This is a genomic window from Pseudarthrobacter sp. MEB009 (assembly GCF_030208875.1).
GTDB lineage: Bacteria > Actinomycetota > Actinomycetes > Actinomycetales > Micrococcaceae > Arthrobacter.
Genome location: NZ_JARVTC010000007.1, coordinates 241,218 through 254,449, shown reverse-complemented (window position 1 = coordinate 254,449; position 13,232 = coordinate 241,218). Strand labels below are relative to the sequence as shown.

11 protein-coding genes are annotated in these 13,232 nt (G+C 63.4%); 3 read left to right on the top strand and 8 right to left on the bottom strand.

Features of this window, described 5'->3' with window-relative positions; all coding sequences use genetic code 11:
• The first annotated feature begins 12 nt into the window (after positions 1–12).
• Positions 13–1,032 (top strand): UDP-glucose 4-epimerase GalE, encoded by a 1,020-nt coding sequence (galE, locus tag QRN07_RS07055; protein WP_056597082.1) that lies wholly within the window; start codon positions 13–15, stop codon positions 1,030–1,032.
• Between the two features lie 59 nt (positions 1,033–1,091).
• Here the strand turns inward: galE and QRN07_RS07050 are convergent, their stop codons facing one another.
• The 3 genes from QRN07_RS07050 to fdxA form a co-directional block, all read right to left on the bottom strand.
• The gene (locus tag QRN07_RS07050; protein WP_050685874.1) at positions 1,092–2,378 is read right to left on the bottom strand and encodes a citrate synthase; all 1,287 of its coding nucleotides are present in this window, start codon (positions 2,376–2,378) and stop codon (positions 1,092–1,094) included.
• Positions 2,379–2,623: 245 nt separating this feature from the next.
• The gene (gene dapC / locus QRN07_RS07045) at positions 2,624–3,766 is read right to left on the bottom strand and encodes a succinyldiaminopimelate transaminase (protein WP_285240700.1); all 1,143 of its coding nucleotides are present in this window, start codon (positions 3,764–3,766) and stop codon (positions 2,624–2,626) included.
• 13 nt (positions 3,767–3,779) lie between these two features.
• Entirely contained in the window at positions 3,780–4,106 is a 327-nt protein-coding gene (gene fdxA, locus QRN07_RS07040; RefSeq protein ID WP_050685972.1) for a ferredoxin, read from the bottom strand.
• A 150-nt stretch (positions 4,107–4,256) separates the two neighbouring features.
• On the opposite strand from fdxA, the gene QRN07_RS07035 reads away from it, so the two are divergent.
• Positions 4,257–4,496: a putative acetyltransferase gene (locus tag QRN07_RS07035; RefSeq protein ID WP_050685872.1), complete on the top strand. Its 240-nt coding sequence runs from the start codon at positions 4,257–4,259 to the stop codon at positions 4,494–4,496.
• Between the two features lie 125 nt (positions 4,497–4,621).
• Here QRN07_RS07035 and typA read toward each other — a convergent pair whose 3' ends face one another.
• On the bottom strand, positions 4,622–6,550 hold the full coding sequence (gene typA / locus QRN07_RS07030) for a translational GTPase TypA (protein WP_056597081.1): 1,929 nt from the start codon (positions 6,548–6,550) through the stop codon (positions 4,622–4,624).
• A 285-nt stretch (positions 6,551–6,835) separates the two neighbouring features.
• On the opposite strand from typA, the gene QRN07_RS07025 reads away from it, so the two are divergent.
• Positions 6,836–7,738 (top strand): SGNH/GDSL hydrolase family protein, encoded by a 903-nt coding sequence (locus tag QRN07_RS07025; RefSeq protein ID WP_056597079.1) that lies wholly within the window; start codon positions 6,836–6,838, stop codon positions 7,736–7,738.
• A gap of 64 nt (positions 7,739–7,802) precedes the next feature.
• Here QRN07_RS07025 and QRN07_RS07020 read toward each other — a convergent pair whose 3' ends face one another.
• From QRN07_RS07020 to QRN07_RS07005, 4 genes are all read right to left on the bottom strand, one after another.
• A complete protein-coding gene (locus QRN07_RS07020; RefSeq protein WP_285240699.1) occupies positions 7,803–9,506 on the bottom strand; it encodes an ABC transporter ATP-binding protein in 1,704 nt (567 codons plus the stop codon).
• An 11-nt stretch (positions 9,507–9,517) separates the two neighbouring features.
• Positions 9,518–10,465 carry an ABC transporter permease gene (locus tag QRN07_RS07015; RefSeq protein WP_285240698.1) on the bottom strand — a complete coding sequence of 316 codons (948 nt, stop codon included), beginning with the start codon at positions 10,463–10,465 and terminating at the stop codon, positions 9,518–9,520.
• On the bottom strand, positions 10,455–11,384 hold the full coding sequence (locus QRN07_RS07010; RefSeq protein WP_285240697.1) for an ABC transporter permease: 930 nt from the start codon (positions 11,382–11,384) through the stop codon (positions 10,455–10,457). The genes QRN07_RS07015 and QRN07_RS07010 overlap by 11 nt, the downstream gene beginning before the upstream one ends.
• A 124-nt stretch (positions 11,385–11,508) precedes the next feature.
• Positions 11,509–13,194: a peptide ABC transporter substrate-binding protein gene (locus QRN07_RS07005; protein ID WP_285240696.1), complete on the bottom strand. Its 1,686-nt coding sequence runs from the start codon at positions 13,192–13,194 to the stop codon at positions 11,509–11,511.
• Between the last annotated feature and the right edge of the window lie 38 nt (positions 13,195–13,232).

Genomic DNA, 13,232 nt, shown 5'->3' with positions numbered 1-13,232 from the left:
TAGCGTTGAGTCATGAAAATTCTGGTTACCGGGGGCACCGGTTACATCGGCTCGCACACTGTCCTTTCGCTGCAGGAGGCGGGCCACGACGTGGTTGTCATCGACAACCTGGTGAACTCCAGCGAGGAGTCACTGCGCCGGGTCGCTGAGCTGAGCGGCAAGAAGGCCGCGTTCCACCATGTTGACCTGGTGGACGAGGCCGCCGTGGAGCAGGTCTTCGCCGGCAGCGGCATTGACGCCGTCATCCACTTCGCCGGGCTGAAGGCCGTGGGTGAGTCGGTCCGGGAGCCGCTGCAGTACTACTACAACAACCTGGTGGGCACTCTGAACCTCCTGCGGGTCATGGACCGCCATAACGTGCGCACCATCGTGTTCAGCTCCTCAGCAACCGTGTACGGCGAGCACAACCCCACGCCCTATGTCGAAAAGATGGAGATCGGGGCCAACAACCCGTACGGCCGCACCAAGGAACAGATCGAGGACATCCTCTCCGACCTCGGCGCTGCCGACAGCCGCTGGCACATTGCCCTGCTCCGCTACTTCAACCCGGTGGGCGCCCACCCGTCAGGCCGCATCGGCGAGGACCCGCAGGGCATCCCCAACAACCTGGTACCGTTCATCGCCCAGGTGGCCGTGGGCCGGCGGGAAAAGCTTATGGTCTTCGGCGGGGACTACGACACCCCGGATGGCACGTGCCAGCGCGACTACATCCACGTGGTTGACCTTGCCGGCGGACACGTCGCTGCCCTGGACCACGTGGCGGACCGCACGGGCGTGTTCCGCTGGAACCTCGGTTCCGGCAAGGGGTCCTCCGTCCTGGAGGTCCTGCGCTCCTTCGAGAAGGCCGTGGGCCGGCCGATCCCCTACGAGGTCACGGGCCGCCGCGCCGGGGACCTGCCGGCATTCTGGGCGGATGCCTCCTCAGCCCTCGCCGACCTGAGCTGGGCCACCACCAAGACAGTGGACCAGATGTGCGAGGACCACTGGCGCTGGCAGAAGAACAATCCGCAGGGATATGCCCCGCAAAGCTGATTAACGCCGCCGGCCGCCCACCTCCAGGAGGTGGGCGGCCGGCGTCGTACGTATGGGGACTAGCGTGCGGGGTAGTCCCGGGCCGGTTCGCCGATGTACAGCTGGCGGGGGCGGCCGATCTTTGTTTGCGGGTCCTGCGTCATCTCGCGCCACTGGGCAATCCAACCCGGCAGGCGGCCGATGGCGAAGAGCACCGTGAACATCTTCTCCGGGAAGCCCATGGCCTTGTAGATCAGGCCGGTGTAGAAGTCCACGTTGGGGTAGAGCTTGCGCTGGATGAAGTAGTCATCGTTGAGCGCCTTCTCCTCCAGGCGGAGCGCGATCTCCAGCATCTCGTCGTTGCCGCCGAGCTTGGAGAGGATCTCGTGTGCGGTGTTTTTGACGATCTTGGCGCGGGGGTCGTAGTTCTTGTACACCCGGTGGCCGAAGCCCATAAGCCGGACGCCGTCTTCCTTGTTCTTGACCTTCTCCATGTAGTCCTCGGGCTTGGTGCCGTCGGCCTGGATCTGGCGGAGCATTTTCAGGACAGCCTCGTTGGCACCGCCGTGGGCGGGACCGGACAGGGCGTGGATGCCTGCCGAGACGGAAGCGAAGAGGTTGGCGTCCGAGGAACCCACCAGACGCACGGTGGACGTGGAGCAGTTCTGTTCGTGGTCCGCGTGCAGGATCAGGAGCAGGTCCAGGGCCTTGACGATGACCGGGTCCATCTCGTACTGCTCGGCCGGCAGGCCGAAGCTCAGCCGGAGGAAGTTCTCCACGAGGTTGTGGGAGTTGTCCGGGTACAGCATGGGCTGGCCGATGGACTTTTTGTGTGCATACGCGGCGATGACCGGAAGCTTTGCCATCAGGCGGATAGTGGAGACCTCCACCTGCTCGGCGTTTTTGGGGTCCAGCGAGTCCTGGTAGAACGTGGACAGCGCCGACACCGCTGAGGACAGCACGGGCATCGGGTGCGCGTCCCGCGGGAAGCCGCTGAAGAAGCCCTTCAGCTCCTCGTGCAGCAGCGTGTGGTGGCGGATCTTCTGGTCGAACTCTTCGAGCTCGGTGGGGGTGGGCAGGTTCCCGTAGATCAGCAGGTAGGACACTTCGAGGAAGCTGGAGTGCTGCGCCAGCTGCTCGATCGGGTATCCGCGGTAGCGCAGGATGCCGGCATCGCCGTCGATGTACGTGATGGCGGAAGTGGTTGCTGCGGTGTTCATGAAGCCGGGGTCAAAGGTGACTGCGCCCGTCTGCTTCAGCAGCTTGGAAACGTCGTATCCTTCGTTCCCTTCAACAACCTGGATGCGCGGGAGCTTCAGCTCGCCACCGGCGTGGTGCAAGGTGGCGGCGTTGTTGGTCTCAGTCATGGAGTCCCCTTCATGAGGCTTCTGGGCCTCTGTCGAAAGCTTGATCCAACATCAGGTGAGCCGCGCACTGATCCTGAGTAGACAGGTTCCAACACCCGGGCTGCCTTCTTGTAGAAAGCCACCATTGATAGTCACTTAAAAAATACCGCTCCTTGGCGGGTGTCACTAATCCGAGACAGCCCAGGGGGCCCCGAAACGGCCGCTATGTGGCGCGAGTCACTCTATTGTTACAGCCCCGTTGCTGGCTACGCGGTCAGGCGGGATACTGCGGCGTCGATCCGTTCGTCGGTTCCCGTCAGCGCCACCCGGACAAAACCGTTGCCGGCTTCACCGTAGAAAACGCCCGGCCCCACCACAATGCCAAGCCCGGCAAGTCGTGCCACCGTGGTCCAGGTGTCCTCCCCCGCTGTCGACCAAAGGTAGAGGCCGGCGTCGGAATTCCTGATGTCCAGCCCGAATCCGCGCAGGGCCGGAACCAGCCGTTCGCGGCGGCCGCGGTACAGGTCTTTTTGCGCTTCAACGTGCGCGTCATCGCCCACCGCCACCCGCATGGCTTCCTGCACCGGGTACGGCACGATCATGCCTGCGTGCTTGCGGCTGTTGACCAGGTTGGCCATCAGCGCCGGATCACCGGCAACAAACGCGGCCCGGTAGCCGGCAAGGTTGGACTGCTTGCTCAGGGAGTAGACGGCCAGCAGGCCGTCATGGGAGCCACCGGAAACGCGGGGGTCCAGGATGCTGGGCACAGGGTTGCCGCCGCGCTGGACGTCCCATTCCCCCCAGCCAAGTTCCGCATAGCATTCGTCCGAAGCCACCACGGCCCCGATTTCACGGGCCTGGGCCACCAGTAAGCGCAGCGATTCCGCGTCCCGGACACTGCCGGTGGGGTTGCCGGGTGAGTTGACCCAGATGAGGCGCACACGGGCCCGGGTGGCGGCGTCCAGCTCATCCAGGTTGTCCGTAGCAACTGAGGTGACGCCGGCCAGGGTGGCGCCAATATCGTAGGTCGGGTAGGCAACCTTGGGACGGACGACGACGTCACCGGGCTTCAGGCCCAAGAGCAGCGGCAGCCACGCCACCAGTTCCTTCGAGCCCACCGTGGGCATCACGTCGCGGGGATCAAGTCCCGCTACGCCGCGGCGGCGTTCGAACCACCCAGCGATGGCCTCGCGGAGAGCCAACGTGCCGTGCACGGTGGGATAACCCGGGGCGTTGGCGGCAGCTGACAACGCGTCCTGCACCAGCGCCGGGGTGGGATCCACAGGGGTGCCGATGGAGAGGTTGACGGCTCCGCCGGGGTGTTCCGAGGCCTTGGCCAGGTACGGCGCCATGGCCTCCCACGGGTAGTCGGGCAGGGCAAGGCCAAAGGTGTTCACTGCAGGGCTCACGGGTGCGCCGGGGTCAGTGGTCTTGGTTCTGCGGCGGCAGCGCAGCGATCATGGGGTGGTCCTTGCCGGTGTTGCCAACCTTCGCGGCACCGCCCGGGGAACCAAGGTCGTCGAAGAACTCGACGTTGGCCTTGTAGTAGTCGGCCCACTCATCCGGGGTGTCATCCTCGTAGTAGATGGCCTCAACGGGGCAAACGGGCTCGCAGGCACCGCAGTCCACGCATTCGTCCGGATGGATGTACAGCGAACGCTCACCCTCGTAAATGCAGTCGACGGGGCACTCCTCAATACATGCCTTGTCCTTGACATCTACACACGGCTGCGCGATTACGTACGTCACGTCCCTGGCCTCTCCACGTTGGTTCCGGCGTCCCGCCGGCTCTTGCATCCGGCAACTCTGGCCGGACCCTGACTCTGTAGCCTATTATCCCCCTGCCCGTTACCGCGAACCTAGCCGGGGCGCTTGTGTGAAGCCGTTTAGTATGTTCAGGTGAGCCTGCCTGCCCCGACCCCCGCCGGATTCCTTGCCGCTGCCAAGACCGGAACGCGGGTTGTGGTCCGCTACCGCATCCCTGAAGGCTTCACGGACGCCTTGGGCGACCTGGTGGCGTGCGACGCCGGTTCCGTCACCGTCCAGACCCGGCAGGCCGCCGTCGTGATCCCCCTGGGCGCCGTGGTGGCGGCGAAGTCCGTTCCCCCGGCACCGCCGCGGCGCCGCCCGCGCAGCTGACGCCGGGTTCACTAGGCAAGGACGGTTCCTGCGGCCTGGCTGGCGGGTTCGGTGCGCGCATGCGTCCCGAAACGACGAATGCCACCGGCATGGCGCCGGTGGCATTCGTTGGTGCTGCGGGTTTGTTAGACCTTGGCGCGGGCGCGGTTGGCCTTGGAGCGGTCGCTGGCGTCCAAGATCACCTTGCGGATGCGGATGGACTCGGGCGTCACTTCGACACACTCGTCTTCGCGGGCGAACTCAAGGGACTCTTCGAGGGTCAAAACCTTCGGCGGCGTCATGTTCTCGAAGGTGTCCGAGGAAGCTGCACGCATGTTGGTGAGCTGCTTCTCACGAGTGATGTTTACGTCCATGTCATCAGCGCGGGAGTTCTCGCCAACGATCATGCCCTCGTAAACCTCGGAGGTGGGCTGAACGAAGAAGCTCATACGTTCCTGGAGCTTGATTATCGCGAACGGGGTGACAACACCTGAGCGGTCAGCCACGATCGAACCGTTGGTGCGGTACTCGATGGGGCCGGCCCACGGCTCGTAGCCCTCGGCCAGCGAGGAAGCGATACCGGCACCGCGGGTGTCGGTCAAAAAGCGCGTGCGGAAACCGATCAGGCCACGGGCCGGAACGATGAACTCCATGCGGCACCAGCCGGTACCGTGGTTGGCCATGTTGGTCATGCGGCCCTTGCGGGAGGCCATGAGCTGGGTTACGGCGCCGAGGTACTCTTCCGGCACGTCGATGGTCATGTGTTCCATCGGCTCGTGGATCTTGCCGTCGATGGTCTTGGTGACAACCTGCGGCTTGCCCACGGTCAGCTCGAAGCCTTCACGGCGCATCTGCTCAACCAAGATGGACAGGGCCAATTCGCCACGGCCCTGAACTTCCCAAGCGTCGGGACGCTCGGTGGGGAGAACGTTCAAAGAAACGTTACCGATCAGTTCCTTGTCAAGACGATCCTTGACCTGGCGTGCGGTGACCTTGTGGCCCTTGACCTTACCGGCGATCGGGGATGTGTTGATACCGATGGTCATGGAGATTGCCGGCGGGTCAACCGTGATCAGCGGCAACGGCTGCGGGTTGTCGACGTCGGTGAGGGTCTCACCAATGGTGATTTCCTCGATGCCGGCGACAGCAACGATTTCGCCCGGTCCCGCAGAATCGGCCGGAACGCGGTCCAGTGCCTTGGTGGCCAGCAGTTCGGTGATCTTGACGTTCTTGAGCTCGCCGTTGGCGCGGGCCCAGGCAACGGTCTGGCCCTTGCGCAGGGTGCCGTTGTAGATGCGCAGCAGTGCAAGACGGCCCAGGAACGGTGAGGCGTCCAGGTTGGTGACGTGTGCCTGGAGTACGCCGTTCGGGTTGTACGTCGGCGCGGGGATGTGCTCGATGATGGTCTTGAACAGCGGCTCAAGGTCCTCATTGTCCGGAGCGGAGCCGTCCGCCGGCTGCACCAGGGAGGCACGGCCTACCTTAGCGGCTGCGTAGACAACCGGAACTTCAAGGATCTTGTCCAGGTCCAGGTCCGGAACTTCGTCGGCGAGGTCGGAGGCCAGGCCCAGCAGGAGGTCCATGGACTCGTGGACAACTTCGTCGATGCGGGAGTCGGGGCGGTCCGTTTTGTTGACGAGGAGGATGACCGGCAGGTGCGCGGCCAGGGCCTTGCGCAGCACGAAGCGGGTCTGGGGCAGCGGGCCCTCGGATGCGTCAACGAGGAGTACCACGCCGTCCACCATGGACAGGCCGCGCTCCACCTCGCCGCCGAAGTCGGCGTGGCCGGGGGTGTCGATGACGTTGATGGTGATGGTCTCACCGTTGGAGGACGGTCCGTTGTAGGCCACCGTGGTGTTCTTGGCCAGGATGGTGATGCCTTTTTCGCGTTCCAGGTCACCGGAGTCCATCACGCGGTCTTCGAGGTGGTTGTGCTCGGCAAAGGAGTTGGTCTGCTTGAGCATGGCGTCGACCAGAGTGGTCTTGCCGTGGTCAACGTGGGCCACGATCGCGACGTTGCGCAGGTCACTGCGGGAAGCAGTGTTCAGCGCGGTGTTGGTGGTGGTTTCAGACATGCGTAATGACTCGATTCAGTGGGTCAGCTGTTGTATCGCGACATTTCCAACTGGAACGCACGAAGGATCCGGCCCTTAGCACAGGGCGCCTACCACAAGTTTACCCCCTGCGGCATTTATTGGCCTAAAAACGGACGGCGCCCGCCCGGCCAGCCGGAAGCCCCCGGCCCGGCGGCCGACAACCCCTGGCACGCCACACCGGAACTTTGGGTCACCATGGCTGGCGAAACCGCGCTCCATGCCACATGATTGCTCTGACACCTAATGCGAGCCCGGAGACACCCGATGCGAACTGTTTTATCCCGGACCCGCGGACGCGCTTCCGCAGCCGTCACTTTGGCGCTCTCCGGCATGGTCCTGATCGCCGGTTGCGGTGCCCCCAATGTTCCGCCGCCCGCTGCCGCACCTTCGGCAACCCAGGCACCCGCGCCATCGCCGCAACCTGCCGGCGCCTCCCAGCCGCAGGCCGCCGGAGCGAACACCAAGGCGCTGCCCGCGGGTACCCAGGTAAGGAACCCTGCCAACGGCCGGCTTGAAGTGGTGGTTCCGGACATCAGCAAAACCGTGCTGCTGATTGGCGACTCCCAGTCCGCCCCGCAGGACGGCTGGCCCCGCCTGGGCCTCGCCTCGGCCGGCTATAGCGTCTACTTTTGCGGACTCGGCGGCACGGGCTACGTCGCCGCCAATGGTGGCGTTGGAAACTACATCGACGCGCTGCTGAACGGCAACTGGCTGCTGCCTTCGGGCACGCCGGCAATGATCGTCATCCAGGGTGGTGGCAACGACGCAGGCACCGGGGCCAGCAACAGCCAGATCTCCGCGAACGCGGACCGCCTCATCGCCGAACTGAAGACCCGCTACCTGGGCACCCGGATTGTGCTTATCGGCACCCTGGCCAAGGGCGCGGCGAACGGTGGCGGCCGCCGCACCGAAGTGGACACCCTGCTGGGATCAGTGGCAGCCGCGCATGGCCTGCCGTTTATCTCAGCCGGCGACTGGCTGACCAAATACGGCGCCACCAAGGACCTTGCCGACGCCGTGCACATGAATCCGGCTGGCCGGAAGACCCTGGGTAAGGTCCTGGACGGCAAGCTGCGGGAGCTCAACCTGGAACGTAAAACCACTGTCGACCCCGACCGACTGATGGCCCAGGGCAGCCTGGCTCCGGTGGGATCCAACCAGGATTGAACAGCAAAAAAGGTTGAAGCCGGAGTCACGAGTGACTCCGGCTTCAACCTTTTGCCGATATGGGCTACGCCACTTCCGGTGGAAGCATAAGCTTCGCGCCGGGGATGGCATTCAGGAGTGCCTTGGTGTATTCCTGCTGCGGCGATTCGAAGACGCTGTCCGTTGAACCGGTCTCTACGAGTTTGCCCTTCTCCATGACACAGACGTGGTCGGCGATCTGCCGGACCACGGCCAGGTCGTGGGTGATGAACAGGTACGTCAGGCCGAGGTTCGCCTGAAGATCAGCGAGCAGGTTCAGCACCTGCGCCTGGACCAGCACATCAAGTGCCGACACGGCCTCATCGCAGATGATCACCTCGGGATCGAGTGCCAGCGCCCGGGCGATGGCCACACGCTGGCGCTGGCCGCCCGAGAGCTCATTCGGGTATCGCTGCATGGCGGACTGTGGAAGTGAGACCTGGTCCAGCAGCTCGCGGACCTTCTTCTCTCGGCTCGCGGCATCCCCGATCCTGTGGACCCGCAACGGCTCCTCGATGGTTCGGAAGATGTTGTACATCGGGTCAAGGGAGCCGTAGGGGTCCTGGAAGATGGGCTGGACCCGACGCCGGAACTTGAACAGTTCCCGCCCCTTCAGTCCGGACGTGTCCACCCCGTCGAACAGGATTTGGCCCTCCGTGGGCTTTTCAAGCTGCAGGACCATCTTGGCCACGGTGGATTTACCGGAACCGGATTCCCCCACAATGGCCGTGGTGGTCCCCCGCTTGACGTCGAAGCTCACACCGTCGACGGCTGCGAAGTCCGTGGAACCAAAGCCCTGGCGGAGCTTGTAGACCTTCCGCAGGTCCTTGATCTGAAGGAAAGTGTCACCACCAGCTACCTCAGCTGCCGGGGCAAGGAGCTCGGCGGTTTCAACGCCCTGCTCCTTGGCAACCTGGATCCGGCGGCTTGCCAGTGAGGGCGCAGATTCCACCAACCGCTTGGTGTACGGGTGCTGGGGATTGCGGAGCAGTTCCAGCGACGGGCCTGCTTCCACAACCTGCCCCTGGTACATCACCACAACCTTGTCAGCACGTTCCGCTGCAAGGCCAAGATCGTGCGTGATCAGCAGGACGGATGTTCCCAGTTCGCTGGTCATGGTGTCCAGGTGGTCCAGGATCTGGCGCTGCACCGTGACGTCCAGGGCGGACGTCGGCTCATCGGCGATGAGCAGCCGGGGCTGGCAGGAAAGCCCAATAGCGATCAGTGCACGCTGGCGCATACCGCCCGAGAACTCGTGGGGGTACTGGCCGGCGCGCCGTTTGGCATCAGGCAGGCCTGCCTCAGACAAGACCTTGGCAATGTCGTCAGGACTGCTGGGCCGGCCGTTGGCGCGGAGGGTTTCCTTGACCTGGTAGCCGATCTTCCAGACCGGGTTCAGGTTGGACATCGGATCCTGGGGAACCATACCGATCGTGTTTCCACGGAGTTCGATCATCCGCTTCTCGCTGGCGTGGGCTATGTCCTCGCCATCGAGCAGGATCTGGCCGCCGGAGACGCTGCCGTTGCCGGGCAACAGCCCAATGGCTGCGAGGGCAGTGGTTGATTTGCCGGAACCCGACTCGCCCACAATCGCCACGGTTTCACCGGGCATGATGGTCAGATGCGCATTGCGTACTGCCTTGACCTCGCCGCCGCTGGTCTTGAACGTGATGGCCAGGTCACGGATTTCGAGAATCGGAGTATTGCGGTTGGCATCGGCCTCGCCGATGTGGACCCCTGATGTAGTCATGTCTTTATCTCTCATCGCTGACGGCTCTTCGGATCAAGGGCGTCACGGACAGCATCACCGAGCATGATGAAGCTCAGCACCGTGATGGACAGGGCAGCCGCCGGGTAAAGCAGGATTTCCGGGTTGGTCCGCAACGAGGTCTTTGCGCCGGAGGAAATATCGGCACCCCAGGACATAACACCCTCGGGCAGGCCGATGCCCAGGTAGGACAGGGTGGCTTCAGCCACGATGAAGACGCCGAGCTCCAGCGTCGCCAGCACGATGATCGGTGCGAGTGCGTTCGGCAGGACGTGCCGGAGCAGTGCCCTGAACTTGGAGACGCCCAGAGCCTGCGCAGCTGTGACGAAGTCGGCATTGCGGACTTCGATGACGGCACCGCGGGTGATGCGCGCCATTTGCGGCCAGGCGAGCAGGGATATCACCATCACCACTGTCCAGACGCCTTTGTTCTCTCTGAAGAACGGCAACTGGGTGATGACCAGTGCACCAAGAATCAGCGGGAGAGCGAAGAAGATGTCGCCCAGGCGGGCCAGGACGGTGTCAACCCAGCCGCCGTAGTAACCGGCCAAAGCACCGAACGTAACGCCAATGATCAGGACACAGATGACGGACAGGATGCCCACCGAAAGTGACGCAGACGTCCCGTGAATCACACGCGCGAAAACGTCACAGCCCTGGAAGGTGTATCCGAACGGGTGCCCTGGTGAAGGCTCCCCTTCGGAGTTCGCCAGGAGGCAGTTGTCGTTGGGCGGCACGGAGGTGAAAAGACCTGGGAACAGCGCAACAACGATCAAGGCCAGGATCATGATGGCGGAAATGATGAACAGCGGCTTCCTGCGAAGCTTGCGCCAGGCATCAGCCCACAGGCTCAGCGGAGCCTGGTCCGTCTTGACCGCGTCCGTTGCCAGCAGCGGTGTTTCGTCAATGGGTGCCACGTAGTGGCTGTTGTTACTGCTCATAGCGGATCCTCGGGTCAAGCCAGGCGTAAAGAAGGTCAACGAGGAGGTTTGACACCACAAACACCAGCACCAGCACGCTGACGATGGAGACGATGGTGGGGCCCTCGCTGCGGGTGACGGCCTGGAAAATCTTGTTGCCGACACCGGGGACGTTGAAGATGCCCTCGGTGACGATTGCACCGCCCATCAGTCCACCCAGGTTGGCACCCAGGTACGTGATCACGGGGATCAGGGAGTTGCGCAGGATGTGTGCAATGACCACCCTGGGACGCGACAGGCCCTTGGCCGTTGCAGTCCGGACGTAGTCGGCGTTCATGTTTTCGCTAACCGATGCGCGCGTGAGGCGAAGGACGTAGGCGAAGGAGACCAGGCCCAGCACGACGGCGGGCAGCAGCAACGTGCCCCAGTCCGCGTTGGCACCAACGGTCGGTTTTGTCCAACCCAGTTGGACGCCGATCACCAGCTGGAACACGTAGCCCAGAACGAAGGTGGGAACAGCGATGACCACGAGCGAGACCACCAGGACAGTGGAGTCGAACCATCCACCGCGGCGGAGGCCGGCGAAAACGCCGAAGGCAATGCCGAAGATGGCTTGGATGGCCAGGGCTTCGATGGCGAGCATGGCCGTCACCGGGAATACCCGTCCCAGGCTGGCCGCGATGGGCTGGCCGGTGAAGTCAACACCGAGGTTGAACGTGAAGAGGTTCTTCAGGAACAGGCCGTACTGGACCCAGAAGGGCTGGTCCAAATTGTATTGCGCGCGCAGGGTGTCGATGACGGACTGCGGGGGCTGGCGCTCACCGAAGAGCGATGCGATGGGGTCGCCGGGAAGGGCGAACACCAGGAAATAAACCAAAAGTGTGGTGCCGATAAAGACAGGGATCACCTGAAGGAGTCGGCGCAGGATAAAACGGACCACAGGTTCACCAGCCTTCCGGGTGGGAAGCGAACAGGTTCATGCGTGCCTTCCTGCCGTGCAGGCCAATGGGGGCCCGGCCGTGACCGGACCCCCATTGTGCCTGCTGGCAAGTTAGTTCTGGTGACTACTTAGCAGTGACGTTGTAGTACAGGATGCTGCCATTCCAGCCGGTTTCGGCGGAGATGACGTTGTTGCTCCATACGATCGGGCGAGCCTGATCCCACAGCGGCAGGACGGGGAGGTCTTCGAAGAGGACTTCCTGTGCCTGGTTGAACTTGTCGTTCGCTTCATCCGTGGTCTTGGCGCCGAGGCCTTCCTTGAGGAGCTTGTCGAACTCGGGGTTCGAGTACTTCTCGTAGTTGGCTGATGCACCCGTGGCCAGGATCGGTCCCAGGAAGTTGTAGAGCGACGGGTAGTCGCCCTGCCAGCCGGCGCGGGTCAGGCCCGGGAGGGACTGGGACTTGCGCAGGTTGAGGACCTCTGCGAACTTGGCGAACGGCTGGATTTCGGCCTGGATGCCCAGGTTGTTCTTGAAGCCGTTGGCTACGGCGTCGATCCATTCCTTGTTGCCGCCATCGGTATTCGAGGCGATCTGCAGGGGCTTGGAACCGTCGTAAGGCTGGATCTTCTCAGCGTCGGCCCAGAGCTGCTTGGCCTTGTCGGCGTTGAACTCGAGGATTTCGCTGCCCTTGAGGCCTTCCTTGAATCCGTCGATGACCGGCGGAACAAATGCCTTGGCGGGCGTGCGGGTGCCGTTGAAGACAACCTTGGCGATTTCCTCACGGTTGATGGCGTAGGAGAGAGCCTGGCGGCGGAGCTTGCCGGCTTCACCCTGGAAGTTCGGATTGTAATCCGGGATGTTCAGGGTGGAGTTGGTGGCAACGGGCTTCGTGGCGTTACGGTCCGGGAAGTCCGAAACGTAGGTGCTCAGGGCGTTGGAGGGCAGGACGTCCGTGATGTCCAGGTTGTCGCCCTGCAGGTCCGTGTAGGCGGGGCCCGGATCGGTGTAGAACTTGAAGCTCACGCCACCGTTCTTGGATTCGCGGGGGCCGCTGTAGTCAGCGTTCTTGACGAGCGAGATGGACTGGTCGTGAACCCAGGCGCCTTCTTTTTCGAACTTGTACGGGCCGTTGCCCACGGGGTTTTCGCCGTACGCCTTGGGGTCGGCCAGCGCGGCCGACGGGAGGGGGAAGAAGGCGGAGTAGCCGAGGCGGAGCGACCAGTCAGCTTCCGGCTGGACGAGCTTCACCGTGATGGTGGAGTCATCCGTGGCAACCAGGCCGGACATGGTTTCGGCGGTGGGTGCGGGAGTGGAAGAAGTCTTCCCGTCCGCGCCGACGGTCTCGCTGACTGCTGAAACGTCTGCGTAGCCCTCGATGGACTCAAAGAAGAAGCCGTTGTTCTGCAGGTTCTTGGAGTTGGCGGCGAAGTTCCAGGCGTCAACGAACGTCTTTGCCGTGATCTCTTCACCGTTGGTGAACTTCTGGCCCTGCTTGACCTTGATGGTCCAGTTCTGGGCGTCCGGCGACTCGATGGACTCGGCCAGCGCGTTGACCGGCTTGCCGTCTGCATCGTAGGTCCGCAGGCCTTCGAACAGCAGTTCGACGACGCGGCCGCCGTAGACCTCGTTCGTGTTGGCCGGCAGCAACGGGTTCTGCGGTTCGTTGCTGTACGCGGAAATGACCTTGGCCGGATCGCCAGCAGAGTTGCTGGCACCGTCGTTGCTGCCGCCTCCGGCGCCGCAACCGGTCAGGGCAAGAGCGGCGATTGCCACGATGCCCAGTGCTTTGGAAGTGCGCGTAAAACGCATTCCGCCTCCTATGAGTTGTGGGAGATAACGAGGGGAAT

Coding starts and splice junctions, on each gene's coding strand:
- galE (WP_056597082.1), top strand. CDS start 13: ATGAAAATTCTGGTTACCGGGGGCACCGGTTACATCGGCTCGCACACT.
- QRN07_RS07020 (WP_285240699.1), bottom strand. CDS start 9,506: ATGACTACATCAGGGGTCCACATCGGCGAGGCCGATGCCAACCGCAAT.
- typA (WP_056597081.1), bottom strand. CDS start 6,550: ATGTCTGAAACCACCACCAACACCGCGCTGAACACTGCTTCCCGCAGT.
- QRN07_RS07015 (WP_285240698.1), bottom strand. CDS start 10,465: ATGAGCAGTAACAACAGCCACTACGTGGCACCCATTGACGAAACACCG.
- QRN07_RS07050 (WP_050685874.1), bottom strand. CDS start 2,378: ATGACTGAGACCAACAACGCCGCCACCTTGCACCACGCCGGTGGCGAG.
- QRN07_RS07005 (WP_285240696.1), bottom strand. CDS start 13,194: ATGCGTTTTACGCGCACTTCCAAAGCACTGGGCATCGTGGCAATCGCC.
- QRN07_RS07025 (WP_056597079.1), top strand. CDS start 6,836: ATGCGAACTGTTTTATCCCGGACCCGCGGACGCGCTTCCGCAGCCGTC.